This is a genomic window from Streptomyces violaceus (assembly GCF_036014075.1).
GTDB classification, from domain to species: domain Bacteria; phylum Actinomycetota; class Actinomycetes; order Streptomycetales; family Streptomycetaceae; genus Streptomyces; species Streptomyces violaceus.
In genome coordinates, this window is record NZ_CP107911.1 from 5493156 (window position 1) to 5519489 (window position 26334).

Here is a 26334-nt window from a genome sequence, read left to right on the forward strand (position 1 = left end):
TCGACACCTGGCGGGTGATTTCCGCCTGGGCGGTGAAGGTTGGCTCCTCCTGCGCGTAGTTTTAGCGACAACACGCGTCGGTAGGAGCAGCCTTGGCACGGAAGATCGGCAGCCGGTACACCGCCCACCAGATCCTGGGGCGGGGCAGCGCCGGCACGGTGTGGCTGGGCGAGGGTCCCGAGGGCCCGGTCGCCATCAAGCTGCTGCGCGAGGACCTCGCGTCCGACCAGGAACTCGTCGGACGCTTCGTGCAGGAGCGGACGGCGCTGCTCGGCCTGGAGCACCCGCACGTCGTGTCGGTGCGGGACCTGGTGGTGGACGGCAACGACCTGGCGCTGGTCATGGACCTCGTCCGCGGTACGGATCTGCGGACCCGGCTGGAGCGGGAACGCCGGCTGCCGCCCGAGGCGGCCGTGGCGATCGCCGCAGACATCGCCGACGGACTGGCGGCCGCGCACGCCGCGGGCGTCGTGCACCGGGACGTGAAGCCGGAGAACGTGCTCCTGGACATGCAGGGCCCGCTCGGCCCCGGCGGCTCCCACCGCGCGCTGCTGACCGACTTCGGCGTGGCCAAACTCATCGACACCCCGCGCCGGACCAAGGCCACGAAGATCATCGGCACCCCGGACTACCTCGCCCCGGAGATCGTCGAGGGCCTGCCCCCGCGCGCGTCCGTCGACATCTACGCGCTCGCCACGGTGCTGTACGAGCTGCTCGCGGGCTTCACCCCGTTCGGCGGCGGCCATCCGGGCGCGGTCCTGCGCCGGCACGTCACGGAGACGGTCGTCCCGCTGCCCGGCATCCCCGACGAGCTGTGGCAGCTGCTCGTGCAGTGCCTGGCCAAGGCGCCGGCCTCGCGGCTGCGGGCCTCGGAGCTCGGGGCGCGGCTGCGGGAGCTGCTGCCGATGCTGGCGGGCATGCCGCCGCTGGAGGTGGACGAGCCGGACCCGGAGTCCGCGGAGGAGGCCGAGCGGGAGGAGCAGCCGGCCCGACCGGCCCCGGCCGGGGAGCGGGTCCGGCGGCGCGGCGCGGTCCCCCTGGTGCCGGGCGCGAAACCGGCCGACTCCAACCGGGACACCCACACCTCGATGCGCGTCCCCGCGCCCGACGAACTGGCCGGCGGCGCCCACGGCACGGCCCGTGCCCCACGCACGGCGGGCACGCCACGACCGGGCTCGGCCCGCAACCGCGCCGCCGCCCGACGCCGCCGCGTGGCACTGGGAGCGGCCGCGATCGCCCTGGTGGCCGCGATCGGTGTCGGGGCGTGGCTGTCCACGTCGGACGACGACACGAGCACCCCTCCCCAGGACACGAAGAACTCGGCCCCGCAGTCGCCCTGACCCGACCCGGGGCGCGGGGGCGGCCCGTCCGTGGTCTCCCCGGCCTGTCGGCTCCACCCGCCCGGCGATGGCCGCCGGGCGGAGCCGTTACGCTGGAGGCGTGGCAGTCGTCGATGTATCCGAAGAGCTCAAGTCCCTCTCCTCGACCATGGAGTCGATCGAGGCCGTTCTGGACCTCGACAAGCTGAGGGCAGACATCGCCGTGCTCGAGGAGCAGGCGGCCGCGCCGTCCCTGTGGGACAACCCCGATGAGGCGCAGAAGATCACCAGCAAGCTGTCCCACCTCCAGGCCGAGGTGCGCAAGGCCGAGGCCCTGCGCGGTCGCCTCGACGACCTGGGCGTCCTCTTCGAGATGGCCGAGGAGGAGGACGACCCGGACACCCGCGCCGAGGCCGAGTCCGAGCTCGCCGCCGTGAAGAAGGCGCTGGACGAGATGGAGGTCCGTACCCTCCTCTCCGGCGAGTACGACTCCCGTGAGGCCCTGGTGAACATCCGCGCCGAGGCCGGCGGCGTCGACGCCGCCGACTTCGCCGAGAAGCTCCAGCGCATGTACCTGCGCTGGGCCGAGCAGCGCGGCTACAAGACCGAGATCTACGAGACGTCGTACGCGGAGGAGGCCGGCATCAAGTCGACCACCTTCGCCGTCCAGGCGCCCTACGCGTACGGCACGCTCTCCGTGGAGCAGGGCACGCACCGGCTCGTGCGCATCTCGCCCTTCGACAACCAGGGGCGCCGCCAGACCTCCTTCGCGGGCGTCGAGGTCCTGCCCGTGGTCGAGCAGACCGACCACATCGAGATCGACGAGTCCGAACTGCGGGTCGACGTGTACCGCTCGTCCGGCCCCGGCGGCCAGGGCGTCAACACCACCGACTCCGCGGTGCGCCTCACCCACATCCCCACCGGCATCGTCGTCTCCTGCCAGAACGAGCGGTCGCAGATCCAGAACAAGGCGACGGCCATGAACGTGCTCCAGGCCAAGCTGCTGGAGCGGCGCCGCCAGGAGGAGCAGGCCAAGATGGACGCCCTCAAGGGCGACGGCGGCAACTCCTGGGGCAACCAGATGCGTTCGTACGTGCTGCACCCGTACCAGATGGTCAAGGACCTGCGCACCGAATGCGAGGTCGGCAACCCCGAGGCCGTGTTCAACGGCGAGATCGACGGGTTCCTCGAGGCCGGAATTCGCTGGCGCAAGCAGCAGGAGAAGTAAGTTTGTCGACAAGGCAACTGCCGACGTGAGTGCGGCAGTTGCCTTTTCTGTACCCGCATGTCTGGGTTTTACATCACACTCACAGAGTTCGACTCTCCGCATAGCCCCCAGAGTTGGACATGGCGCCCGCAAACGCCCTTGACGTGTTCTTGAAAAATGGGAAGGGTAAAGCGCGGCATGCGTGTCTCTGGGGCGCATGTGAACCGGGGGCCTTTTCACTGCAGCCGCCCTGTCGATCGCAGCCCCGAGCCCTGCCTCACTGACGAGCTACTGGGGGTAGCAACCACATGACGAAGAAGACGCGGATCCGTGTCGCACGGATAGCGGCCGGCGCCGTGATCGCGGCCGGTGCCTCGCTGACCGCCGCCGGTGCCGCATCCGCCGCGGAGGCCGAGGACTGCCTGCTCGGCATCCTGTGCGCCAACGAATCGCCCACTCCGACCCCGCCGCCGACGGGCGAGCCGACCGGCATCCCCACCGACGTGCCGACGGACCTCCCGACCGACCCGCCGTCGACCGAGGAGCCCACGGACGAGCCGACCGAGCCCACGGACGAGCCCACCGAGCCGACCGAGGACCCGACGGACCAGCCGACCGACGCGCCGACCGACCCGGGTAACGGCGGCGGCAACGGTGGGAACAACGGCGGTGGAAACGCCGCCGACCCCGACGGCGGCACCTCCCCGCAGGAGGAGGGCTCCTCCTCCATCACGGACACCGGCTCGGACTCCACCCCGGCCGCCCCGCAGGGTCAGGCCCAGGCCCAGGGCAACGGCGCGGAGCTCGCCGAGACGGGTGCCGCGCAGACCACCTTCCTGGTGATCGGCGCCGCCACGATGATCGCCGGCGGTGTCGGCTTCCGCCTCCTGCCGCGCCTCGTGGGCGGCCGCGGCGGGGCTGCCGCCTGACGGTAGCCGCGTCCGTACGGACCGTAGGCACAGCGCGAAGCCGAGGGCCCGGAGTAAACGCTCCGGGCCCTCGGCCGTGTCTGTGGTGCGCGGTGTTACGCGGTCTGGTGCGCCAGCAGCGCCACCGCGGCGATCAGCACCGTCAGCAGTGCGATCAGCGTCATCGGGTTCAGATTCGCGAGGAAGTTCTCCTGCTGCAGCCGCTCACGGTTCGCGCGGCAGACGGGGCACCGGCCCTCGCTCACGGGGGCCGCGCAGTTCGCGCACACCAGCCGGTCGTACGTCATGCGCTCGCCCTCCTTGCGCCGGTTCCTTGTGTGTAACGCTCGTGGGGGTGCGAACGTTCCCTCTCCACTGTGCCAGGTTCCTCCGGAGGGCGCGCGGGTCGCTCCGAAGGGGGTGGTTGCCATGGTCTCGCGGCTGCGGGCCGTATGTGGCTTGTCGCGCCCACGCGGCGGAGCCGCATATCGATACAGCCCCGCGCCCCTGAGGGGCGCGCCCTCACCGGCAGAAAAGGCACAAGTGCTACACAAGCGCCACCGGTGACTGCGGTCTGCTGCCCGGTTCGCGTATGGTCACGCTCATCTACCCCCGGCGACCCGTGGTGCATCCGTGATCCGATTCGACAACGTCTCCAAGGTCTACCCCAAGCAGACCCGCCCCGCCCTCAGGGATGTCTCCCTGGAGGTCGAGAAGGGCGAGTTCGTCTTCCTCGTGGGGTCCTCCGGCTCCGGAAAGTCCACCTTCCTGCGGCTGGTCCTCCGCGAGGAGCGGTGCAGCCACGGGCAGGTGCACGTCCTGGGCAAGGACCTCGCACGCCTCTCCAACTGGAAGGTGCCCCAGATGCGGCGCCAGCTGGGGACGGTCTTCCAGGACTTCCGCCTGCTGCCGAACAAGACGGTCGGCGAGAACGTCGCCTTCGCGCAGGAGGTCATCGGCAAGTCCCGCGGCGAGATCCGCAAGTCCGTACCGCAGGTGCTCGACCTCGTCGGGCTCGGCGGCAAGGACGACCGGATGCCCGGTGAGCTGTCCGGTGGTGAGCAGCAGCGCGTGGCCATCGCGCGGGCCTTCGTCAACCGGCCCAAGCTGCTCATCGCCGACGAGCCCACCGGCAACCTCGACCCGCAGACCTCCGTCGGCATCATGAAACTGCTCGACCGCATCAACCGGACGGGCACGACCGTGGTGATGGCCACGCACGACCAGAACATCGTCGACCAGATGCGCAAGCGCGTCATCGAACTGGAGAAGGGCCGCCTCGTCCGCGACCAGGCCCGCGGTGTCTACGGCTACCAGCACTGAGACCGCACCCTAGATCACGGAAAGGCATAACCAGTCGCCATGCGCGCCCAGTTCGTCCTGTCGGAGATCGGCGTCGGTCTCCGCCGCAACCTGACGATGACCTTCGCCGTCATCGTCTCCGTCGCCCTGTCGCTCGCCCTGTTCGGCGGGTCGCTCCTGATGAGTGACCAGGTCAACACCATGAAGGGCTACTGGTACGACAAGGTCAACGTCTCGGTCTTCCTCTGCAACAAGAGCGATGCCGAGTCCGACCCCAACTGCGCCAAGGGCGCGGTGACCGACGACCAGAAGAAGCAGATCAAGACCGACCTCGACAAGATGGGCGTGGTCGAGAAGGTCGCGTACGAGTCGCAGGACGCGGCGTACAAGCACTACAAGGAGCAGTTCGGCGACTCCCCGCTGGCCAGCTCCCTCACGCCGGACCAGATGCAGGAGTCGTACCGCATCAAGCTGAAGGACCCGCAGAAGTACCAGGTCATCGCGACCGCCTTCGACGGGCGGGACGGCGTGCAGTCCGTTCAGGACCAAAAGGGCATTCTGGACAATCTTTTTGGGTTGCTCAACGGCATGAACTGGGCGGCGCGGGCGGTGATGGCGCTGATGCTCGTCGTCGCGCTGATGCTGATCGTCAACACCGTGCGCGTCTCGGCGTTCAGCCGGCGGCGCGAGACCGGCATCATGCGCCTGGTGGGCGCCTCGGGCTTCTACATCCAGGCACCGTTCATCATGGAGGCCGCGGTCGCCGGACTCATCGGCGGCACCCTCGCGTGCGGCTTCCTGCTGGTCGCCAGATACTTCATCATCGACCACGGTCTGGCGCTGTCCGAGAAGCTGAATCTGATCAACTTCATCGGCTGGGACGCGGTCCTGACCAAGCTGCCGCTCATCCTCGCGACGAGTCTGCTGATGCCCGCGTTGGCCGCGTTCTTCGCGCTGCGCAAGTACTTGAAGGTGTGACACATGCCAACTGGGGCCGTGCGGTCAACCGACCGTACGGCCCTTCCCCTTGTCCTAGACTCACCGGCATGTCAGGTCGTGACCCGTTCTGTCAGCCCCGTCGCATCCGCCGCGGGGCAGCCCTGACCTTGCTCTTCGCGAGCGTGCTCGTCGCCGGTGCGGCCACCGGGGCGCTCCCGCAGGCCGACCGGAAGTCCGCTCCGGACGAGGCCCGTTCGGCATCCCTGGCCGGGGACCATGCCGATGTCGCCAGGGCCGCGGAGGAGGCCATGGCCGACGGCAAGTCCCCGATGGAGGCCGCGAAGCGCGCGGTCAGCCGCAGCGGGGACCGCTGGGGCGCCGTCTACTCCCAGGGCGAGTACGAGGAGTTCGAGGAGTCCCTCGACGGCCAGTACACCGGCGTCGGCCTGTGGGCCCGCAGCGAAGGGGACGGCCGTATCGAGGTGACGAAGGTGCGCTCCGGCTCGCCCGCGGCCACCGCCGGGATCCGTCCCGGAGACCTGCTGCGCAGCGTCGACGGTGAGAAGACCGACGGGCGGCCCGTCACCGAGGTCGTCTCGTTACTGCGCGGGGACGCCGCCGAAGCCGGCGCCGGCACCACCGTCCGCCTCGGCCTGGAGCGCGGCACGCGCGCGTGGACCGAGACCCTGCGCCGGGCCCAGCTGTCCACGGACTCGGTCACCGTCCGGGAAGTCGCCGATTCGGTCACCGTCATCAGGGTCGACACCTTCACCAAGGGCTCCGGCGACCAGATCCGCGCGGCCGTCCGGCAGGCTCCGCGTGACGCCGGCATCGTCCTCGACCTGCGCGCCAACTCCGGCGGCCTGGTCACCGAGGCCGTCACCGCCGCCTCCGCCTTCCTCGACGGCGGCCTGGTCGCCACGTACGACGTCGACGGCGAGCAGCGCGCCCTGCACGCCGACCCCGGCGGCGACACGACGAGACCCCTGGTCGCGCTCGTCGACGGCGGGACGATGAGCGCGGCCGAGCTTCTCACCGGTGCTGTTCAGGACCGCGGACGGGCCCTCGTCGTGGGCTCCCGCACCTTCGGCAAGGGCTCGGTCCAGATGCCGAGCCGGCTGCCCGACGGCTCCGTCGCGGAGCTGACCGTCGGCCACTACCGCACCCCCTCCGGCCGGGGGGTCGACGGCCGGGGCATCACGCCCGACCTGGAAACCGACGACGGAGCCCTCCAGCGGGCCGAGACCCTGCTGCGCGGTCTCGCCGGCCCGTCGTAATCGACTTTCCCGGGGCCCCCTCCGTAGTGCGAAAATGGACGGCACTATGGCTAAGGAAAAAGGGCGCAAGATGATCGCGCAGAACAAGAAGGCGCGGCACGACTACCTCATCATCGACACCTACGAGGCCGGTCTGGTCCTCACCGGGACCGAGGTGAAGTCGCTGCGCCAGGGACGAGCGTCGCTGGCCGACGGCTTCGTGCAGATGGACGGGAACGAGGCGTGGCTGCACAACGTGCATGTGCCGGAGTACAGCCAGGGCACCTGGACCAACCACAGCGCCCGGCGCAAGCGGAAGCTGCTGCTGCACCGCCTCGAGATCGAGAAGCTGGAGTCCAAGTCCCAGGAGACGGGGCACACCATCGTGCCCCTCGCGCTGTACTTCAAGGACGGCCGCGCCAAGGTCGAGATCGCGCTGGCGAAGGGCAAGAAGGAGTACGACAAGCGTCAGACGCTCCGCGAGAAGCAGGACCGGCGCGAGACCGAGCGTGCGGTCTCCGCGGTGCGCAGGAGGCAGGGGGCGTAGGTCCCCCCGCACGTCACCTGGGGGTCTCCGGCGGGTGGGGGAATACGCTGGCACCGACCCGCGTTGGTCACGTACGATGGCACCTGCACCCCACGCAGGGCGCACGGTTTGAAAAATCAACATGGGGATGATCGGTTTCGACAGCGGCTGTCGAAGCAGGGGAAGCGTGTCGAGGAAGCGGCCATGATCTCGTAAACCACAGGCCGAAAAAAATAATCGCCAATTCCAAGCGATCTGTCTCCCAGGGCGAGCTCGCCCTCGCTGCCTGATTTTCAGGTAGCGAGCAGCGGCTCCCCTACTTAAGGGAGTGTCAGCCCGGGGGTGTTCCCGACCCGGATCCTGGCATCATTTAGGGAACTAAACCTTGATCCCGGTCACGGGGTGAAGAGGGAAACCAAACAGTGACTGGGCCCGTCGGAGACTTGTCGGCGTGATCTCCGGGGCCGAGAAAAGCACAGCCGACTGCACACGGAGAAGCCCTCCTTCCGCACCGTTGGACGCGGGTTCGATTCCCGCCATCTCCACTCATCCCATGTGGGCACAGGCCCCGTCGCTTCCGAGCGGCGGGGCCTTTGTCATGGCCGGACATCGTGGGCGTCAGGGTGCCTCCAGCCGCAGAGAGCCGGTTCCCGTCGATGCCAGGGCCTCGCGGCCGGCGGTGGCGAGAGCCCAGGGGGCCGCCGGGGCGCCGCACGACGCCCGCAGGGTGTCCCCGTGCGTGAGCGTCAGGCCGATGACATCAGGCATGGGTGCGTGGGCGCGGAGTGTCAGGACGGGGCCCGTCAGCAGGTCGCCGCGGGAGCGGATGGGCCGGGTCGGCGCGTGGATCTCCAGCGCGTTGTCCGATTCGGTGACGTCGAGGACCTCGGCCGGACAGGCCGCGGTGACGCCCTCGCGCAGAAGCCAGTAGCCGTCGGTGAACTTCATGTGGGGCCCCTAACTTCCCGGCGCATGGTGTCGAAGCGCTTCGACAACCCGAACGTATGCGGGGTGTGTGAGGGCGTCAATGGGCGGTAAGGGGATTGGTGAAGCGATTCGACGCTCCGAAGAGGGACAACGCCAAGGCCAGGGCTGCCGCCGTCACCGGGATTCCGTAACCGGCCGTCGCCGACGCATGCTCCACCGTCCAGCCGCCGAGCGCGCCGCCACCGGCGATGCCGCCCAGCAGGCCGGTCACCGCGAGGGTCATGCCCTCGTTCAGCCGGCCCTCGGGGGTGCGCTGCTGGACCAGCGTCATGGTGGTGACCATCGTCGGGGCCGTCGCCATCCCGGCGACCAGCAGCGCGCCCGCGAGGAACAGGAGGGAGCCGGTGAGGACGGCCGCCAGCAGCGGCAGGGTCAGCAGCGCGGTCATCGCCGCCACGCACCACGGCAGACGTGCCGCGGCCGGCCCGGCGGGTTTGACGGCGCCGTACAGCAGACCCGCCGCACAGGAACCGGCCGCCTGGAGCGCGAGTACGAGACCGGCCGCCGACTGCTGCCCCCGGGTGTCCGCGAACGCCAGCGTGACGACCTCCGTCGAGCCGAAGATCCCGCCCATCGCCAGACAGACCGCGAGCAGCGGGGGCATGCCGGGGGCGCGCAGGGGTGCCTTCGCGGGTATGCGCTCTCGGACCGGCGGCTCCGTCGCACGCCGGGTCGTGAACAGGAGCATGCCCGTCAGCAGCAGCACCGCGCCGACGAGCGTGCCCGCCTCCGGGAAGAACGTCCCGCACAGGAAGGCCGCGAGCACCGGGCCCAGCATGAAGCACAGCTCGTCCGCGGCCTGCTCGAAGGAGTTCGCGGTGTGCAGGCCCTTCGGGTCACCGGCCAGCAGATGTGCCCAGCGGGCCCGGGACATGCCGCCGGTGTTGGGGGTGGTGGCGGTGGCGGCGTAGGAGGCGAACAGGGTCCAGTCCGGGGCGTCGTGGCGCACGCACAGCAGCAGCGCGAGGGAGCCGAGGACGGCGATCACGGTGGCGGGCAGGGCCACCCGGGCCTGGCCGTGCCGGTCGACGAGCCGCGCGGTCCACGGCGCGGCCACCGCGGTCGCCGCGAGCCCTGTCGCCGTGACCGCACCGGCGAGGGCGTACGAGCCCCGCGTCCCGGCGATCATGACGACCGCGCTGACGCTGAACATGCCCATCGGCAGCCGGGCGATCAGGTTCCCGGCGGTGAACGCGCGGGCCCCCGGCAGGCGGAAGAGGCGGCGGTACGGGGTGAGGTGCGGCATGCCCCCACCGTCGCCCGGCGGTGATCAAGCGGTCCAACACCTGTTCCGTACGGACTCACGCACCTGGGTTGTAGGACCGCTTTGTGTTTCTTCATACAGAGATATGGAGAGTACTCATGCTTCTATTGGCGCATGGAAAAGATGCTCAACGGGGAAATCCTTCACTCGTTTGCCGCGCATCCGCCGAAGTGGGCCGACGGTTAGTCGGTACATGACCGAGGCGACCAGGAAAGACGGCTGGGCGGTAACGCTCGGCCCGTACACCTACATTCCCGCTCCGGCGCACTCGTCGGCCACTGTCAACGGCACGCTCACCAACGGCGGTTGCCCGGTCACGCTGCAGGTGACCGAGCCGGTTCTGCGCGATTTCATCGACACCATGAGCGTGCTCGAAAAGGATCTCGCACGACGGTGGATCAGTGCGACGGAATGGCCCGCATTCGCGCTTGCAGAATAGTCGGGTCGCGCTATGTATGACAATAAAATCGAAGGCAGCGGCCGGCACCGGGCTCCGACCCGGGAATTCTTCACTCCCCTGACACCACCGGACCCGACCTGGGATCCGGCCGAGGAACTGGCGTTCATCCTCGAGGAGGCCCTCGGGCAACAGGCGGCGAGGGTTCCCGCCCCTCGTGACGAGGAGACGGACCCGGACCCGGATCCGGACCCGGAGCCTGTCGCGGCCCCGGCACCGGCCGCTTCCGGCGCCCATATGCGGCGGCTCCAGGACATCACCGAGGAACTGCCGCCCGTGCGGGACGTCCACCGGCGTCACCGCAAGATCCGCACCCGCAAGAGACCCGGCCTGCTCCGCACCACCAGCTTCTTCGTCGCCGCCCTGGCGGCGGTCATCGCCTCCGCGGTGAGCCTCCTGAGCGGCCTGGTCGCCTACGACCCCCTGCGCCTGGTCGGCGTGTCCCCCGAGGGCAAGAGTCTCGGCAGATGGTGGCCCCTGCTGGTGTACGGGCCCTGGCTGGTGGCCTCCCTGTCCGTGCTGCGGGCCGCGCTCCACCAGCGCCGTGCCGTGCACTCCTGGTGCGTGGTCCTGGTCTTCTCCTGTGTCGCCGTACTGCTCTGTGTCGTCCAGGCGCCGAGGACCGTACTCGGCACCGCGGCGGCCGCCCTGCCCGGCGTGGCGGCCCTGGCCTGCTTCCAGCAGGTCGTCCGCCAGATCACCCTGACCCGCCCGCCCCTGCGCTCGATGCCCCGGCACCGCCTGGGCCAGGCCGGGCCGCGGGACGTGCCCGACGCCGGCGAGGGGGCGGTGCCGGGCGAGGCTCCCGGGCGGGGCGCCGGCTCCTGAGCCCCGCGCTGCCGGGGAGCGGCGTCGCCCCGCCGCTCCTCGCTGTAGGTTCACCGCATGCCCGCCCATCTCGACCCCCGTCTGCTGCGTGGCTTCGTCACCGTCGCCGAGGAACTGCACTTCACCCGTGCCGCGGTGCGTCTTCACGTGGCGCAGCAGGCACTCAGCCGGGATGTGCGGCGGCTGGAGCGGGAGCTGGGCGCCGAGCTGTTCGTGCGGACCACCCGGCAGGTGACGCTCACGCCCGAGGGAGAACGGCTGCTGCCGTACGCCCGGCGCGTCCTGCGGGCGCAGGACGAGCTGCTCGCCGCCTTCGACCAGGCCCGGCCCCTGCTGGTGGACCTCAACTCCCCGGGCCTGGCCACACCCCGCCGCGTGCTGCACCGGGCGCGCGAGCTCGCCCCCGGCCACGAGCTGATGGCCCGCTACGAGAGCGGCCTGACCGGAGCCGCCGGGGAGTTGCTCACCGGGCGGCTGGACGCCTCGTTCGGACGGTTCGCCGGACTGGACCCGGCGCTGCGGGCCGGGCTCGACCACCAGCCCGTGCGGTACGAGCCGATGGCGGTCGTGCTGCCCGAGGACCACCGGCTGGCCGCGCTGGAGGCGGTGCCGCTCGCCGAGCTGGCCGGCGAGACCGTCTACGCGGGGGCCGGCAATCCGCGCACCCCGGAGTGGACCGGCCTCGCGCGGCAGCTCTTCGAGGGGCGGGGCATCGAGATCGCGCCACCCGCACCGCTGGCCGTGGGCGAGGAGGAGTTCCAGCGGATCATGGCCAGAACACGCAACCCGGTCCTGGCCGTCGTGGGGTTTCCGGCCCTGCCGTCGATGGTGTCCCGGCCCCTGGTCGATCCCGTTCCGCTGTCTCCCGTGTCGCTGGTCTGGCGCAAGGGCCTGACCCACCCCGCGTTCGACGCGCTGCGACGGGCGGCGGCCCGGCTCGCGGCGGAGGAAGGGTGGCTGGACAAGCCCGCCGGAGGATGGGTTCCGGCCGGGGACGATGTCCGCATGGCGTCTCGCGAGTGCCACGATTCGGTACGCGGTCCACACGGAACCTCCGCGTGCGCTACATTCAACGTCTGAGCACGGTGTGGTAATGGGGGGCGCTCGGACGGGTGGGGGGCCCGGTCCGACGACGGGTGCTCAGGTCGTCAGCGCACCTGAACCATCCCGTGGGGGGAAGTGCGTGCGCGTGGAAAATTGGCGAGAAGACGCCCAACCCGAGTGGCCCGAGGCCGCATCGGTGACCGGTGATCTCCCCTCGGACGGCAGAGTCCGTGACCGGAGAGCGACGCAGGTCTTCGCCGGGAGCGACCTCCAGGGGACCGGCCACCGGCTGCCCGCCGGGACGGAGATACTGCGCGGCATCCCCCGGCAGAGCGAGGGCGAGGCCGACTCGTTCGTCCCGGACCCCGGATCCCGGACCGCCGTCCGCGACCCCTGGCAGGAGCCCGAGGGAGCCGTCGCGTCCAAGCACGGCCGCGACTTTGCCGGGGACATCGACGACCCGGCCGGGCACAGCCACGACCCGCACGAGGTCACCGTCCAACTCGACGCCGTCCAGCTCGGGGACGGGTTCGTCCGGCAGGTCAAGGAAGGCCCCGGCGCGGGCTCCGCGGCCGCCGCCGACTCGCCTGTCTTCGTCGACGAGTCCGGCCGCCGCAGCCGCCGCTTCCGCCGGATCGGCATGGCCGTCGCGCTGGCCTGCGGGATCTACGCCGTCGTCATCGTCGCCACGCTGATGTCGGGCAACTCCCAGGCGCCCTGGCTGCCGGTACCGGGCCAGAAGGACGCCCCGCCGGCCGGGCAGGTCGACACCCCGCCGCTGCCCGAGCGGTCGGCACCGGCCGACGGCACCGGCGCCACCGCCCCGGGCAGCACGCCGGCGACCGTGGAGGGCACGGCACCCGCGCCCGACGCGAGCGCCGGCGAACCCGTGGCCCCCACGGCTCCCGGCCGTTCCGGCACGACCGCCAAGCCCTCGCCGACCCCGTCCCGGACCGCACCGGCCGCGGGCGGCGGCGTCACCGACCCGACCCCGAGCAAGCCGGCGGACCCGCCGAGCACGCCGGTGACCGACCCGACGCCGCCCGGCGAACCCACGCCCGAGCCGACCGAGACCACCGGCACCGGGGACGACGGCGGCACCGGCACGGTCGCCGACGGCCCGGCCGCGACCCAGCCGGTCGCGCAGTCGCCCGTGGCCGAGCCGCCTGTGGCCGAGCCGCCCGCGGCCTAAGCGCTCCGCTGAAGGTGCCGCGATGTGCCGTAGTTCGTCTGCGGCACCGCCGTGGCCGGTCGCACAGTTCCCCGCGCCCCTACAGGGCCGTGGCCCCTCGCGCAGTTCCCCGCGCCCCTGCAGGGCGCTGCCGAACCGCCGGGTCCGCCGCACCCGTCCCGTACCACCCGCTCCCCGCACCACCCGGAGTACCACCACCCATGGCATCCCGTACCCGCCGTTCCGGGCGCCCGTCCCGAGCCCGTGACGGCTCCAGGCGCCGCCGCCTGCCCATGCGCCTGCTGCTGCCCCTGCTCCTCCTCGTCGCCCTGATGGCGATGCTCATGCTGCGCGGATACGTGCACAGCGAGATCCTCGCCGACCACCGCGTCGGGCCGCCCGCGTCCAGCGACCAGGTCCCGAAGAAGATCCTCGAGGGCGGGCCCGTCATCGACACCCGGGAAGGACAGCAGAACAGTCTGGAACTCCCGGACCGCGAGCTGGTGCTGACCTTCGACGACGGGCCGGACCCCCAGTGGACGCCCAAGGTCCTCGACGTGCTGAAGAAGCACGACGCCCGCGCCGTCTTCTTCATCACCGGCACCATGGCCTCCCGCTACCCCGACCTCGTCCAGCGCATGGTCGACGAGGGGCACGAGATCGGGCTGCACACCTTCAACCACCCGGATCTGACGCTGCAGAGCAAGAGCCGCGTCGACTGGGAGCTGTCCCAGAACCAGCTCGCGCTGGCCGGGGCGGCCGGCATCCGCACCTCGCTGTTCCGCCCGCCCTACTCGTCGTTCTCCCAGAACATGGACAACAGGTCCTGGCCGGTCACCGAGTACATCGGCAGCAAGGGCTACATCACCGTCGTCAACAACACCGACAGCGAGGACTGGCGCCGGCCCGGAGTCGCCCAGATCATCCGCAACGCCACGCCGAAGAACGGCAAGGGCGCCATCGTGCTGATGCACGACTCCGGCGGCGACCGCTCCCAGACCGTGGCCGCGCTCGACCGGTACGTCACCGGGCTGCAGGACCAGGGCTACCGCTTCGACACCCTCACCGCCGCCTTGGACGCGCCCAGTGCGCACACGCCGGTCGGTGGTCTCGACGCGGTGAAGGGCGACGCCTGGGTCTTCCTGGTGCAGGCCTCCGAGAAGACGACCGGGGTCCTCGTCGCCGGTCTCGCCGTCGTCGGCGTGCTGGTCTTCGCGCGTCTCGGTCTGATGCTGATCCTCTCCGTCGCGCATGCCCGCCGCGTCCGCCGCCGCGGTTTCCGCTGGGGCGAGACCATCACGGAACCGGTGTCCGTCCTCGTGCCCGCCTACAACGAGGCCAAGTGCATCGAGCAGACGGTCCGTTCCCTGGTCGCGAGCGACCACCCCATCGAGGTGCTGGTCATCGACGACGGGTCGAGCGACGGCACCGCGCGCATCGTCGAGAACCTCGGCCTGCCCGGCGTACGCGTCGTCCGCCAGCTCAACGCGGGCAAGCCCGCCGCCCTCAACCGGGGCATCGCCAACGCCAAGTACGACCTGATCGTGATGATGGACGGCGACACCGTCTTCGAACCGACCACAGTCCGTGAACTCGTGCAGCCCTTCGGCGACCCGCGCGTCGGTGCCGTCGCGGGCAACGCCAAGGTCGGCAACCGGGACTCGCTGATCGGCGCGTGGCAGCACATCGAGTACGTGATGGGCTTCAACCTCGACCGCCGGATGTACGACGTGCTGCGCTGCATGCCGACCATCCCCGGCGCGGTGGGCGCGTTCCGGCGCAGCGCCCTGGAACGCGTCGGCGGCATGAGCGACGACACGCTAGCCGAGGACACCGACATCACCATGGCCATGCACCGCGACGGCTGGCACGTCGTGTACGCGGAGAAGGCCGTCGCCTGGACGGAGGCCCCGGAGTCCGTCCAGCAGCTGTGGTCCCAGCGCTACCGCTGGTCGTACGGCACGATGCAGGCGATCTGGAAGCACCGCCGGTCCCTCGTCGAGCGGGGACCCTCGGGCCGCTTCGGCCGGGTGGGCATGCCGCTGGTGTCGATGTTCATGGTCGTGGCGCCGCTGCTGGCCCCGCTGATCGACGTGTTCCTGCTGTACGGGCTGGTGTTCGGCCCGACGGAGAAGACCATCGGCGCCTGGCTGGGCGTCCTGGCGGTGCAGGGGGTGTGCGCGGCCTACGCGTTCCACCTCGACAAGGAGCGCATGACCCATCTGATCTCGCTCCCGCTCCAGCAGCTCCTGTACCGCCAGCTCATGTACGTCGTGCTGCTCCAGTCCTGGATCACCGCCCTCACCGGCGGCCGGCTGCGCTGGCAGAAGCTGCGGCGCACGGGCGCGGTGGGCCTGCCCGGGGCCGGATCGGCCACGCCCCAGCGGCAGATGGACGGGAGGCCGGTCGCGTGACCACGCATCCCGATGTCGTCGTCGCGGCCTTGGAGAAGGAGCGGACCGCCGCCGGCGGCCCCGTCCGCGACCGGTACTTCGACCTGCTGCGCGCCCTCGCCCTGTTCCGTGTCGTGCTGTACCACCTGACGGGCTGGGCCTGGCTGCCGCTGGTGTTCCCGTCGATGGGCGTGATGTTCGCCCTCGCCGGCAACCTCATGGCCCGCTCGCTCAAGCGGCCGCCGACGCAGGTGATCCGCGGCCGGCTGCGGCGGCTGCTGCCTCCGCTGTGGCTGCTGGGCGTCGTCGGCGTCACCGGCATGGTCCTCCAGGGCTGGGGGCCCGACGCCGACGGCCATCCCGGCTGGTGGTGGCTCCACCTCACCTTCTGGATCGTTCCGCTCAGCGACCCGCCGTACGCCGAGGGGCTGCCCGGCGTCCACGGCTTCATCGGCGAGGACTGGGCCGCCGAACTCGCCGGCCCGCTCTGGTACATCCGCGCCTACCTCTGGTTCGTCCTGCTGTCCCCGCTGCTCCTGAAGGCCCTGCGCGCCCTGCCGGTGGTCACGCTCCTGGCGCCGATCGCCCTGGCGGTCGCCTTCGAGCACAGCTACCTCGCGCTGCCCGGCGAGCGGTTCCCCTCGGCGCTCACCGACTTCTCCACCTTCGGCGCCTGCTGGATCCTCGGCATGGCCCACCAGGAGGGCATCCTCAAGCGGCTGCCGCGCTACATCGTCCCGTCCGTGGCACCCGTCATCGCCCTGGCCGGCCTCTGGTACGCCCTGCACCACGACTTCGGCACCGGCAACGACCTGGACAGCATGCCCCTGGCCCAGGCCCTGTGGTCCTTCGGCACGGTGTTCCTGCTGCTGCACATCAGCCCGTCCTGGTCCGAGTGGCCGCCCAGGCTGCGCCGCTGGGCCGGGCCGATCACCCTGCTCAACTCCCGTGCCGTGACGATCTATCTGTGGCACAACACCTGCATCCTGATCGCCGCGACCCAGTGGGACCGGCTGTGGAGTGTCACCGTGCTGGAGCAGAACGTCCCGGGCCTGCTGGAGAGCCCCTGGCCGGTGCTGGTCCTGGTCTGGGTGCTGCTCGGCGGCTGTGTCCTGGCGTTCGGCTGGGTGGAGGACCTGGCGGCGAAGCAGAAGCCCCGGTTGTGGCCCAGGAGTGAGCCCCGGGTGAGGGTTCGGGGGAGCAGGAGGCGAGCGGTACGCGGCGGCTGATCCCCGTCCTCCCGGGGTTCCCCCCGGTGTGGAAAACTGCCCGGGTTGCGCAGGTGGACGGCTGCGATCAGTGAGTGACCGGGGGAGCGGTGGGATGAGTAAGCGGCAGACACAGAAGATGCTGCGGCTGATGGCGAGCGGAGAGCCGGTCGAGCTCACCAGCCCGATGGCGTCCGTGAAGAAGCTCGCCCGGCTGGCCTTCGTCGCCCAGCAGTTCGGCTACGAGTACGCGGACGTCCGGCAGAGCAGCGGCCGCAACGGCGCGCTCACGATGCTGATCCTGCCCGACCCCAGCCCGCACGCCCGGGGCCGGGCCGCGCAGAACTGGGCGCAGTACCCGGGCGCCGCCGACGGCGTCTCCCTCCCGCCGCTCGTGCCTGACGCCTTCGAGCTCCTCAAGGCCCGCATCAACTTCGACCTCACCGGCAAGAGCGCCGAGAAGCGCATGGGCTACGCGGCCCTCGGCCTCACCGTCGGCTGCGTGATCCTCGCCCTCCGCACCGGCGGGGAGCCCTTCGACTTCGTCGCGGCGGGCGTGGTCTGGCTGCTCTTCATGGCGATCTTCGGCATCGGCCTCCTGGTCACCCGCAAGCGCAACGTGAAGTTCGCCGCCCGGCTGCAGGCGGCCGGCTTCATGCCGGTGACGGACGAGAACGGCCGGACGCGATACCTCCCGCCCGGGGCACAGCTGCCCGGGCACGGCAACCCCTTCGGCGGAGGGCCGTACGGCGGTGGGCCGGGAGCCGGGGCGCCGGGCGCTGGGACGCCGGGGTATGCGGGTGCGCCGGGGCAGCCGCCCGGGATGCCCGGTCCGGCCGTGGGGACTCCCGCGGGTTACGGACATCAGCAGCCTGGGCCGGCACCGGCACCAGGCCCGTACGCCCAGCCCGCCCCGGGCCCGTACGCTCAGCCCGCGCCAGGCCCGTACGCCCAGCCCGCCCCGGGCCCGTACCCGTCTCAGCCCGCGCCCGGTCCGTACGGAGCGCAGCCCCCTGCCACGCCGTATCCTCCGCAGCAGCACCCCGGCCCCTACGCGCCGCAGCAGCCGCCGCACCCGGATCAGAACCCCCACTGGCAGCACACGCAACGCTGACACATGGCACCGAACCTCTCATCACGCCCAGGCCCGGGGTGAGAGCAAAGTTCCCTCTCGGTCACTCGATGGCACAGTCACGAAACGCGCCGTCCCTACCTTCGGGATCAGCCCCTCGTAGTACGACCGAGTCCCGGAGCAAGTGGAGGCGTCATGACAGGCCCTGGCACGGCACCCGCACCCCCGAGCAAGGGCGGACGCTGGATCCAGCACTGGGATCCCGAGAACGAGACCTTCTGGAACGAGACCGGAGAGAAGGTCGCCCGCCGGAACCTCTTCTTCTCCGTACTGTCCGAGCACATCGGCTTCTCGATCTGGACCCTGTGGTCCGTGCTGGTGCTCTTCATGGGCCCGGAGTACGGGCTGACACCGGCCGACAAGTTCATGCTGACCTCGATGGTCACGCTGGTCGGCGCCGTCGTCCGCGTCCCCTACACCTTCGCCGTCGCGATCTTCGGCGGCCGGAACTGGACGATCATCTCCGCCGGCCTCCTGCTGGTCCCGACCGTCGCCGCGTTCACCGTGATGGAGCCGGGCACCTCCTTCTCCACCTTCCTGCTCGTCGGCCTGCTGGCCGGCATCGGCGGCGGCAACTTCGCCTCCTCCATGACCAACATCAACGCCTTCTTCCCGTTGCGTAAGAAGGGCTGGGCCCTCGGCCTCAACGCGGGCGGCGGCAACATCGGCGTGCCGGTGATCCAGCTGGCCGCGCTCGCGATCATCGGCGCCGGCGGCGGGCCGCGCGTGCTGCTCGGGATCTACATTCCGCTGATCCTCGTAGCCGCCGTGATGGCCGCGCTCTTCATGGACAACCTGGAGAACGTCAAGAACGACACCGGCGCCGCCAAGGACGCCGCGCGGGACGCCCACACGTGGATCATGTCCTTCCTCTACATCGGCACGTTCGGGTCGTTCATCGGATACAGCTTCGCCTTCGGGCAGGTCCTGCAGAACCAGTTCGGACGCACCCCGCTGGAGGCGGCGTACGTCACCTTCATCGGTCCGCTCCTCGGCTCGCTGATCCGGCCCCTGGGCGGCTGGATGGCCGACAAGTACGGCGGCGCGAAGATCAGCCTGTGGAACTACGTCGGCATGGGCGTCGCGACGGCGGTCCTGATCGGTGCCTCCATGGAGAAGTCGCTGGCGCTGTTCACCGGGTCGTTCGTGGTGCTGTTCGTGCTCAGCGGACTCGGCAACGGCTCCACGTTCAAGATGATCCCGGGCATCTTCCAGAACAAGGCGCTGGCCAAGGGACTGCAGGGCGAGGAGGCCGCGGCCTACGGGCGCAGGCTCTCCGGCGCCTCCATGGGACTCATCGGCGCGGTGGGCGCGCTCGGCGGCGTCGGCATCAACCTCGCCTTCCGCCAGTCCTTCCTCTCCTACGGTTCCGGCACCGGCGCGTTCGTCGCCTTCCTCGCCTTCTACGCGGTCTGCTTCGTGGTCACTTGGGCCGTATACCTTCGGCGTACGACTCCCCGGGTACCCGTCACGACGGCGACCTCGGAGGCGAAGCCGCAGCTCAGCTACGCCAAGGTGTGACGTAACACCGCCGACATCATGCCGATCCGAGCCTGTCACGAGCCGTTGACAGGCTCGATCGGCATACACGTACGCCGAACCCATGGAGTACGACGACTCGAATGCGGGACGAGAGCATGCACGAGGAACAACAGCGACCGGAACACGGCCCACTGGCGGGATTCACCGTGGGCGTCACGGCCGCGCGCCGGGCCGAGGAGCTGGGCGCGCTGCTCCAGCGGCGCGGCGCCACCGTCTTGCATGCCCCCGCCCTGCGGATCGTGCCGCTCGCCGACGACAGCGAGCTGCTGGCCGCGACCAAGGAGATCATCCACCAGGTGCCGGACATCGTCGTGGCGACGACCGCGATCGGTTTCCGGGGCTGGGTCGAGGCCGCGGACGGCTGGGGTCTGGGCGAGGATCTGCTGGCGCGGCTGGGCGGCGTACGGATCATGGCGCGCGGGCCCAAGGTCAAGGGCGCGGTCCGGGCCGCCGGGCTGACGGAGCAGTGGTCGCCGTCGTCGGAGTCCATGGCCGAGGTGCTCGACCGGCTGCTTGAGGAGGGCGTCGACGGTCTGCGGATCGCGATCCAGCTGCACGGCGAGCCGCTGCCCGGGTTCGTGGAGTCGCTGCGCGCGGCCGGTGCCGAGGTCGTCGGCGTGCCCGTCTACCGGTGGATGCCGCCGGAGGACATCGGGCCGGTCGACCGTCTCCTGGACGCGATGGTGTCCCGCGGCGTCGACGCGCTGACCTTCACCAGCGCCCCCGCCGCGGCCTCCCTCCTCTCCCGGGCGGAGGAACGCGGACTGCTCCCCGAGGTGCTGGCGGCACTCGGCCACGACGTCCTGCCGGCCTGTGTCGGCCCGGTCACCGCGCTGCCGCTGCAGGGCCACGGCATCGACACGGTCCAGCCCGAACGCTTCCGGCTCGGCCCGCTCGTCCAGCTCCTCTGCCAGGAGCTGCCCGGGCGGGCGCGCTCGCTGCCGATCGCCGGGCACCGGGTGGAGATCCGCGGCCACGCCGTCCTGGTCGACGGCGACCTCAAGCCCGTGCCGCCCGCCGGTATGGCCCTCCTGCGCGCCCTTTCCCGCCGCCCCGGCTGGGTCGTCGCCCGCGCCGAGCTGCTGCGCGCCCTGCCGGGAGCCGGCCGCGACGAGCACGCCGTCGAGACGGCGATGGCCCGCCTCCGCACGGCCCTCGGCGCCCCGAAACTGATCCAGACGGTGGTCAAGCGGGGCTACCGCCTGGCCTTGGATCCGGCTGCGGAGACGAAGTACGCGGACGCGTGAGGCCGCGCGGGGGTTGAGCGGATTACCGCCATTGGCGCACGCGGCGTGCTCCGGCCGGCGTGTGCCGCGGCGCGGGCTGCGCCCGCGAGCCCGGCGGGATGGTCTCGGCGAGGCCGTCGGCGGTCCCTCCAGGGTGCCGTCGGCGGCGATGGCGACCCCGTCTCTGTCCGGCCGGTTGGGCAGCCTGGCCTTGGATCCGGCGGCGGAGACGCAGTACGCGGACGCGTGAGGCCGCGCGAAGGGTTGAGCGGATTACCGCCATTGGCGCACGCGGCGTGCTCCGGCCGGCGTGTGCCGCGGCGCGGGCCGCGCCCGCGAGCCCGGCGGGATGGTCTCGGCGACGCCGTCGGCGGTCCCCCCCCCACGGTGCCGTCGGCGGCGCTGGCGACCCCGCCTCGGTCCGGCCGGGCGCGCGGCCGCCGGTGTGTCGGCAGTGCTGCGGGCACCGGCGGGTGAGGCCGTGTCGCGGCCGGGCTCGGACACCGGCTGATGAGGCCGCTCCGCGGGCCGCCCCGGAGATACCGGCGTGCGAAGCCGGACACAGGCCGCGGGCCGGAAGACATGCCCCGGCGGGCCGGCCGATGGCGTCAGGCCCGTGCGAAGGGGTTTCCGGCGGGGGAGTGGGCAGGCACTGTAAGAGGGAACGGTTTCCCAGCCCTCTCACTGGCATCTCACCGGCCCTCTCGCGACCGGGGTGAACCCCTAGGCGGTGACAGGCACATGGCATTGGGTACGGCCACGGCCCCGTACGAGCTGCGGTTCGATGCCGGGCGGATCTGCCTGGATCTGCTCTCCACCACGCATCCGGAGGAGCGGCTCGACTCCGTGGCCGTGCTGCGCGCCTGGATCACCGGCTCCGGTCTCGTCCCGGCGGACACCGTCCTGGCCCACGCCGACGCCGCCTGGCCGGCCGCCTTCCGCGAACTGCGCGACCAGCTCGGGAGGTTGGTGCGCGGCTGGTCGGCGCCCCGGGCCCGGGCGTACGACTTCGCGCTCGCGCGCGTCAACGACCTGGCCACCCCCGCGCCCCCCGCCCCGCGCGCCGTCCGCGACGAAGACGGCGAGCTCATACGGCGGTTGGACGGCCCGCCCGACTGCGCCGCCCTGCTCGCGGCCATCGCCCGGGACGCGGTGGACCTGCTCACCGACCCCGTCGCCCGCGCGGCGCTGCGCCAGTGCGAGGGGGACAACTGCCCGATCGTGTACCTCGACACCTCCCGGGGGCGCAGGAGGCGCTGGTGCTCAAGTGAGGTCTGCGGGAACCGCGAACGCGTCGCCCGGCATCGCCGCCGCGCGGCACTCGCACGGGCTTAAATCCCTTTTGCCCACCACGACACGGCAGTTGGGTGGTAGCTGCACTCAATTTCCTTGTCCTAAATGACACTTCTGCGAACGCACTGTCGAAGTGATTTCGATTACATACCGTTTACCTACGCCACCGTAGGGAAAGCCTGGCTTGATCTTGCTGGTGTGGCGGAAATGTGAAGATCGCGGGGTGGGAATGTGACCCCATGTCCAGCTCGTCACGTCATCTCGAAGAAATCTGTCACCTCTCCTTGAACGCCCAACCGCTCACTTCCGTACGGCATGTGGAGCGACCGACTGGGGGAACCCCCGGACACCGGAGGTGGGCGTGCGCAAGGATTCCGTCGTGGCCAATGAACGTGCACCGAGGGCCCGACATCGCATGTCCCAGCCCTCGGAACCCGACGAGGAGCTGATGCGTGCTCTGTACAGAGAACACGCCGGTCCCCTGCTGGCATACGTCCTGCGACTGGTCGCCGGAGACCGGCAGCGCGCCGAGGACGTCGTGCAGGAGACCCTCATCCGTGCCTGGAAGAACGCCGGTCAGCTCAATCGGGCGACCGGATCGGTACGCCCCTGGCTGGTGACGGTCGCCCGGCGCATCGTCATCGACGGCCACCGCAGCCGGCAGGCCCGGCCGCAGGAGGTCGACCCGTCGCCGCTGGAGGTCATCCCCGCGGAGGACGAGATCGACAAGGCGCTGTGGCTGATGACTCTGTCGGACGCACTCGACGACCTGACCCCCGCCCACCGGGAGGTGCTCGTCGAGACGTACTTCAAGGGGCGTACCGTCAATGAGGCGGCCGAGACTCTGGGCATACCCAGCGGAACCGTCCGCTCGAGGGTGTTCTACGCCCTGCGTTCGATGAAGCTCGCACTGGAGGAGCGGGGGGTGACGGCGTGATGAGTGTTTACGGGGGTAACCAAGGGTTCGGTACGGGAGGCATGGGTATGTCAGGACCCATGCAGGAGTCTCCGGTGCCGAACGAACACGAGACCGTCGGCGCCTACGCCCTCGGCATCCTCGACGACGCCGAAGCAACCGTTTTCGAAGCCCACCTCGCGGGCTGTGAATGGTGCGCCCAGCAGCTTGACGAGCTGGCCGGCATGGAGCCGATGCTCGCCGCCCTCGCCGACCTGCCCGGCTCCGGCACGCCCGCGATCGGCGAGTCGCTGTCCGCGAAGCCCCGGCCGCGCCTGGTGGAGAAGCTCGTCGACGAGGTCTCCGAGCGCCGCGCCCAGAAGCGCCGCCGCAGCTTCTACATGGTGGCCGCGTCCGCCGCGCTGATCGTCGGCGGTCCCTTCGTCGCGGTCGCGACGAACGGCGGCGGCGACGGCGGGGGCGCGGAGAACCGCCCGCTCGCCGCGAGCCCGGCCAAGGAAGCCTTCAACGGCATCTCCGACAAGATCACGGCCACCGACCCGACCACCAAGGTCACCGCGACGGTCGCCCTCCAGAAGAAGGACTGGGGCACCGGCATGGTCCTGGAGGCGAAGAACCTCAAGGGCCCGCTGAAGTGCGCCCTCGTCGCGGTCGGCAAGAACGGCGAGCGCGAGACCCTCTCCTCCTGGTCCGTCCCGAACTGGGGCTACGGCATCCCGGACGCCACGACCGAGAAGGCCAAGGAGCCGCTGTACGTCCAGGGGGGCGCCGCCTTCCAGCCCAACGAGATCGACCACTTCGAGATCGTGACCTTCGACGGCAAGCGCCTGGTCGAGGTCGACGCGTAGCCTTTCGGGGTCCCCTTCGCGTACGGTAGACGGCTGCCATGCACGTCAGAAGGGGGCCCGGTGGCCGCTCAGGCTCAACAGGAAACCGCGCTCGAAGACTCTCTGAGAGACCGAGAGATCAGCGTCGAGCAGGAACACCTGGATCGGGTGTACCGCCGCCTCGAGGAGAAGATCCACGAGGCCGAGTTCCTCATGAACGACGCGGCCCAGCGCGGCCAGGTCGGCACGCCCGGCGCACTCGCCGAGCGGGACGCGCAGGTCTTCCGGGCGGGCGTTCACCTCAATCGGCTCAACAACGAGTTCGAGGATTTCCTCTTCGGCCGCATCGACCTGCTGACCGGCAAGGACGGCAAGAAGGGCCCCGACGGCGCGTACACCGCGGTGGAGCCCGCCGAAGGCGCGGTCCGTCAGGACGACACCGCCGACATCGCCGAGACCCTGCACATCGGCCGCATCGGCGTCCTCGACCAGGACTACGCCCCGCTGGTCATCGACTGGCGGGCCCCGGCCGCCGCCCCCTTCTACCGCTCCACCCCCGTCGACCCCGGCCGCGTCGTCCGCCGCCGCGTCATCCGCTCCAAGGGCCGCAAGGTGCTCGGCGTCGAGGACGACCTGATGCGCCCCGAGCTGACGGCCTACCTCGACGGCCAGGAGCTGCCCGTCATCGGCGACGGCGCCCTGATGGCCGCGCTCGGCCAGGCCCGCAGCCACACCATGCGCGACATCGTCGCCTCCATCCAGGCCGAGCAGGACCTGGTCATCCGCGCCCCCGCCGCCTCCGTGACCTATGTCGAGGGCGGTCCGGGCACCGGCAAGACCGCCGTGGCCCTGCACCGCGCCGCCTACCTCCTCTACCAGGACCGGCGCCGGTACGCGGGCGGCATCCTGATCGTCTCGCCGACCCCGCTGCTCGTCGCCTACACCGAGGGCGTGCTGCCCTCCCTCGGCGAGGAGGGCCAGGTCGCCATCCGCGCCATCGGCTCACTCGTCGAGGGCAACGAGGCCGCGCTCTACGACGCCCCGTCCGTGGCCCGCGCCAAGGGCTCGTACCGCATGCTCAAGGTGCTGCGGAAGGCCGCCCGCGGCGCATTGGAGCTGAACGACGCGCCGAACCGGCTGCGCGTGGTCGCCTTCGGCCGCCGCCTGGAGCTGGAGGCCCAGGAGCTGGAGGGCATCCGCCGCGCCGCCCTCGGGGGTACCGCCCCCGTGAACCTGCTGCGTCCGCGCGCCCGCAAGCTGCTCCTGGACGCCCTGTGGGAGCAGTCCGGCTCGGCCAACCGCCACACCGATCCGGAGCTGGCCGCCGAGCTGCGCTCCTCCTTCGACGAGGACATCACCTCCGAGGACGCCTTCATCGCGTTCCTCGACGCATGGTGGCCGGAGCTGACCCCGGCGGCCGTCCTGGACGCCATGACCGACGAGCGGCGCCTCGGCCGCTGGGCCCGGCGGATCCTCAACCCCGGCGAGATCCGCAAGGTCGCCCGCTCCCTCAAGCGCGACGGCCGCTCCGTGCACGACATCGCCCTGCTCGACGAGCTCCAGGCCATCCTCGGCGCCCCCGCCCGCCCCCGGAAGAAGCGCGAGCTCGACCCGCTCGACCAGCTCACCGGCCTGGAGGAGCTGATGCCGGTGCGCGAGGAGTCCCAGCGCGAGCGGGCCGAGCGACTCGCCCAGGAGCGCACCGAGTACGCGCACGTCATCGTCGACGAGGCGCAGGACCTCACCCCGATGCAGTGGCGCATGGTCGGCCGCCGCGGCCGGCACGCCACCTGGACGGTCGTCGGCGACCCGGCCCAGTCCTCCTGGTCCGACCCGGACGAGGCGGCCCAGGCCCGCGACGAGGCCCTCGGCACCCGCCCGCGCCGCCGCTTCCAGCTCACGGTGAACTACCGCAACCCGGCCGAGATCGCCGAGCTGGCCTCGAAGGTCCTGGCCCTGGCCATGCCCGGCTCCGAGTCCCCGAAGGCGGTTCGCTCCACCGGCGTCGAACCCCGCTTCACGGTCGTCGAGGACACCCTCGCCGAAACCGTCCGCGACGAGGCGGCCCGGCTGCTTGAGCGCGTCGACGGCACGGTCGGCGTGGTCGTCGCCATGCAGCGCCGCGCGGAAGCCCGGCGCTGGCTCGCCGGGCTCGGCGACCGCGTGGTGGCACTCGGCAGCCTGGAGGCGAAGGGCCTGGAGTACGACGCGACGGTCGTGGTCTCCCCGGCGGAGATCGCCGACGAGTCCCCGGCCGGACTGCGTGTGCTCTATGTCGCACTGACCCGGGCGACCCAGCAGCTCACGGTCGTCTCGGCGGAGCGGGACGAGCCCGACGCGGCGGGAGTCCCGGACCTGCTGAGGGACTGATCCGGGCCTTCCGGCGGACCGCGCCCGGATACCCACTTGCCGGCGAAATGAACTCCCGGTACAGGAATGGCCTTACGGGATCTGTTTGTTAGCCTGGATGTGGCACCGGCTCGATCCAAGCCCCCGGGCCCAACCTTCGTCGCTACGAGCGACCACTTGCCGCGAGGCGAGCATGGCGGGCCGGTGCCACCTACTCCTACAGGGGACTTGCGCAGAGAC

General features: G+C 71.1%; 22 protein-coding genes, 1 other RNA gene and 1 pseudogene. 21 read left to right on the forward strand and 3 right to left on the reverse strand.

Going from position 1 to position 26334, the window contains the following annotated elements; all coding sequences use genetic code 11:
- The first annotated feature begins 92 nt into the window (after nucleotides 1-92).
- From OG542_RS24800 to OG542_RS24810, 3 genes are all read left to right on the forward strand, one after another.
- Nucleotides 93-1340, forward strand: coding sequence for a serine/threonine-protein kinase (locus OG542_RS24800; protein ID WP_328413721.1), 1248 nt, complete (start codon nucleotides 93-95; stop codon nucleotides 1338-1340).
- A gap of 100 nt (nucleotides 1341-1440) precedes the next feature.
- Nucleotides 1441-2547 (forward strand): peptide chain release factor 2, encoded by a 1107-nt coding sequence (gene prfB / locus OG542_RS24805; protein WP_193478387.1) that lies wholly within the window; start codon nucleotides 1441-1443, stop codon nucleotides 2545-2547.
- A 287-nt stretch (nucleotides 2548-2834) separates the two neighbouring features.
- Complete coding sequence (locus OG542_RS24810) at nucleotides 2835-3455, forward strand: hypothetical protein (RefSeq protein WP_328413722.1); 621 nt, start codon at nucleotides 2835-2837, stop codon at nucleotides 3453-3455.
- 95 nt (nucleotides 3456-3550) lie between these two features.
- Here OG542_RS24810 and OG542_RS24815 read toward each other — a convergent pair whose 3' ends face one another.
- Complete coding sequence (locus OG542_RS24815) at nucleotides 3551-3742, reverse strand: hypothetical protein (protein WP_261683029.1); 192 nt, start codon at nucleotides 3740-3742, stop codon at nucleotides 3551-3553.
- A 325-nt stretch (nucleotides 3743-4067) separates the two neighbouring features.
- Here OG542_RS24815 and ftsE point away from each other — a divergent pair, with 325 nt between their 5' ends.
- The 5 genes from ftsE (at nucleotide 4068) to ssrA (ending at nucleotide 8005) form a co-directional block, all read left to right on the forward strand.
- Complete coding sequence (gene ftsE, locus OG542_RS24820) at nucleotides 4068-4757, forward strand: cell division ATP-binding protein FtsE (RefSeq protein ID WP_193478384.1); 690 nt, start codon at nucleotides 4068-4070, stop codon at nucleotides 4755-4757.
- Between the two features lie 39 nt (nucleotides 4758-4796).
- Entirely contained in the window at nucleotides 4797-5714 is a 918-nt protein-coding gene (gene ftsX, locus OG542_RS24825) for a permease-like cell division protein FtsX (protein WP_193478383.1), read from the forward strand.
- Nucleotides 5715-5782: 68 nt separating this feature from the next.
- Entirely contained in the window at nucleotides 5783-6952 is a 1170-nt protein-coding gene (locus OG542_RS24830) for a S41 family peptidase (RefSeq protein ID WP_328413723.1), read from the forward strand.
- A gap of 46 nt (nucleotides 6953-6998) precedes the next feature.
- The gene (smpB, locus tag OG542_RS24835; protein ID WP_193478381.1) at nucleotides 6999-7478 is read left to right on the forward strand and encodes an SsrA-binding protein SmpB; all 480 of its coding nucleotides are present in this window, start codon (nucleotides 6999-7001) and stop codon (nucleotides 7476-7478) included.
- A 123-nt stretch (nucleotides 7479-7601) separates the two neighbouring features.
- Nucleotides 7602-8005: a transfer-messenger RNA gene (gene ssrA / locus OG542_RS24840) on the forward strand.
- A 187-nt stretch (nucleotides 8006-8192) separates the two neighbouring features.
- Here the strand turns inward: ssrA and OG542_RS24845 are convergent.
- Nucleotides 8193-8405, reverse strand: a pseudogene (locus OG542_RS24845) (hypothetical protein); the annotation flags it as partial.
- A 76-nt stretch (nucleotides 8406-8481) separates the two neighbouring features.
- Nucleotides 8482-9690, reverse strand: coding sequence for an MFS transporter (locus tag OG542_RS24850; RefSeq protein WP_328413724.1), 1209 nt, complete (start codon nucleotides 9688-9690; stop codon nucleotides 8482-8484).
- A gap of 211 nt (nucleotides 9691-9901) precedes the next feature.
- On the opposite strand from OG542_RS24850, the gene OG542_RS24855 reads away from it, so the two are divergent.
- The 13 genes from OG542_RS24855 to OG542_RS24915 all read left to right on the forward strand — a co-directional run bounded on the left by OG542_RS24855 (nucleotide 9902) and on the right by OG542_RS24915 (nucleotide 26115).
- A complete protein-coding gene (locus OG542_RS24855; RefSeq protein WP_086604464.1) occupies nucleotides 9902-10147 on the forward strand; it encodes a hypothetical protein in 246 nt (81 codons plus the stop codon).
- 12 nt (nucleotides 10148-10159) lie between these two features.
- The gene (locus OG542_RS24860) at nucleotides 10160-10993 is read left to right on the forward strand and encodes a hypothetical protein (RefSeq protein ID WP_328413725.1); all 834 of its coding nucleotides are present in this window, start codon (nucleotides 10160-10162) and stop codon (nucleotides 10991-10993) included.
- A gap of 57 nt (nucleotides 10994-11050) precedes the next feature.
- Entirely contained in the window at nucleotides 11051-12073 is a 1023-nt protein-coding gene (locus OG542_RS24865) for a LysR family transcriptional regulator (protein WP_328413726.1), read from the forward strand.
- A gap of 160 nt (nucleotides 12074-12233) precedes the next feature.
- Nucleotides 12234-13229, forward strand: coding sequence for a hypothetical protein (locus tag OG542_RS24870; RefSeq protein ID WP_328413727.1), 996 nt, complete (start codon nucleotides 12234-12236; stop codon nucleotides 13227-13229).
- A gap of 200 nt (nucleotides 13230-13429) precedes the next feature.
- On the forward strand, nucleotides 13430-15622 hold the full coding sequence (locus OG542_RS24875) for a bifunctional polysaccharide deacetylase/glycosyltransferase family 2 protein (RefSeq protein ID WP_311125980.1): 2193 nt from the start codon (nucleotides 13430-13432) through the stop codon (nucleotides 15620-15622).
- Nucleotides 15619-16830: an acyltransferase family protein gene (locus tag OG542_RS24880; protein WP_408057788.1), complete on the forward strand. Its 1212-nt coding sequence runs from the start codon at nucleotides 15619-15621 to the stop codon at nucleotides 16828-16830. Before OG542_RS24875 ends, OG542_RS24880 begins: the two co-directional genes overlap by 4 nt.
- Before the next feature lie 94 nt (nucleotides 16831-16924).
- Nucleotides 16925-17923 carry a hypothetical protein gene (locus OG542_RS24885; protein WP_328413728.1) on the forward strand — a complete coding sequence of 333 codons (999 nt, stop codon included), beginning with the start codon at nucleotides 16925-16927 and terminating at the stop codon, nucleotides 17921-17923.
- 153 nt (nucleotides 17924-18076) lie between these two features.
- Nucleotides 18077-19462: a nitrate/nitrite transporter gene (locus tag OG542_RS24890; protein ID WP_311125977.1), complete on the forward strand. Its 1386-nt coding sequence runs from the start codon at nucleotides 18077-18079 to the stop codon at nucleotides 19460-19462.
- Nucleotides 19463-19578: 116 nt separating this feature from the next.
- Complete coding sequence (locus OG542_RS24895) at nucleotides 19579-20730, forward strand: uroporphyrinogen-III synthase (RefSeq protein ID WP_328418087.1); 1152 nt, start codon at nucleotides 19579-19581, stop codon at nucleotides 20728-20730.
- Nucleotides 20731-21450: 720 nt separating this feature from the next.
- On the forward strand, nucleotides 21451-22044 hold the full coding sequence (locus OG542_RS24900) for a CGNR zinc finger domain-containing protein (RefSeq protein WP_311125976.1): 594 nt from the start codon (nucleotides 21451-21453) through the stop codon (nucleotides 22042-22044).
- A gap of 373 nt (nucleotides 22045-22417) precedes the next feature.
- Nucleotides 22418-22939: a sigma-70 family RNA polymerase sigma factor gene (locus tag OG542_RS24905; protein ID WP_010039908.1), complete on the forward strand. Its 522-nt coding sequence runs from the start codon at nucleotides 22418-22420 to the stop codon at nucleotides 22937-22939.
- Nucleotides 22939-23766, forward strand: a complete 828-nt coding sequence (locus tag OG542_RS24910; protein ID WP_308429176.1) for an anti-sigma factor family protein — start codon at nucleotides 22939-22941, stop codon at nucleotides 23764-23766. Before OG542_RS24905 ends, OG542_RS24910 begins: the two co-directional genes overlap by 1 nt.
- 60 nt (nucleotides 23767-23826) lie before the next feature.
- A complete protein-coding gene (locus OG542_RS24915; protein ID WP_311125975.1) occupies nucleotides 23827-26115 on the forward strand; it encodes a HelD family protein in 2289 nt (762 codons plus the stop codon).
- Nucleotides 26116-26334: the final 219 nt, after the last annotated feature.

Coding starts and splice junctions, on each gene's coding strand:
- OG542_RS24810 (WP_328413722.1), top strand. CDS start 2,835: ATGACGAAGAAGACGCGGATCCGTGTCGCACGGATAGCGGCCGGCGCC.
- OG542_RS24815 (WP_261683029.1), bottom strand. CDS start 3,742: ATGACGTACGACCGGCTGGTGTGCGCGAACTGCGCGGCCCCCGTGAGC.
- ftsX (WP_193478383.1), top strand. CDS start 4,797: ATGCGCGCCCAGTTCGTCCTGTCGGAGATCGGCGTCGGTCTCCGCCGC.
- OG542_RS24830 (WP_328413723.1), top strand. CDS start 5,783: ATGTCAGGTCGTGACCCGTTCTGTCAGCCCCGTCGCATCCGCCGCGGG.
- smpB (WP_193478381.1), top strand. CDS start 6,999: ATGGCTAAGGAAAAAGGGCGCAAGATGATCGCGCAGAACAAGAAGGCG.
- OG542_RS24850 (WP_328413724.1), bottom strand. CDS start 9,690: ATGCCGCACCTCACCCCGTACCGCCGCCTCTTCCGCCTGCCGGGGGCC.
- OG542_RS24855 (WP_086604464.1), top strand. CDS start 9,902: ATGACCGAGGCGACCAGGAAAGACGGCTGGGCGGTAACGCTCGGCCCG.
- OG542_RS24860 (WP_328413725.1), top strand. CDS start 10,160: ATGTATGACAATAAAATCGAAGGCAGCGGCCGGCACCGGGCTCCGACC.
- OG542_RS24865 (WP_328413726.1), top strand. CDS start 11,051: ATGCCCGCCCATCTCGACCCCCGTCTGCTGCGTGGCTTCGTCACCGTC.
- OG542_RS24875 (WP_311125980.1), top strand. CDS start 13,430: ATGGCATCCCGTACCCGCCGTTCCGGGCGCCCGTCCCGAGCCCGTGAC.
- OG542_RS24885 (WP_328413728.1), top strand. CDS start 16,925: ATGAGTAAGCGGCAGACACAGAAGATGCTGCGGCTGATGGCGAGCGGA.
- OG542_RS24890 (WP_311125977.1), top strand. CDS start 18,077: ATGACAGGCCCTGGCACGGCACCCGCACCCCCGAGCAAGGGCGGACGC.
- OG542_RS24895 (WP_328418087.1), top strand. CDS start 19,579: ATGCACGAGGAACAACAGCGACCGGAACACGGCCCACTGGCGGGATTC.
- OG542_RS24900 (WP_311125976.1), top strand. CDS start 21,451: ATGGCATTGGGTACGGCCACGGCCCCGTACGAGCTGCGGTTCGATGCC.
- OG542_RS24905 (WP_010039908.1), top strand. CDS start 22,418: ATGTCCCAGCCCTCGGAACCCGACGAGGAGCTGATGCGTGCTCTGTAC.
- OG542_RS24910 (WP_308429176.1), top strand. CDS start 22,939: ATGAGTGTTTACGGGGGTAACCAAGGGTTCGGTACGGGAGGCATGGGT.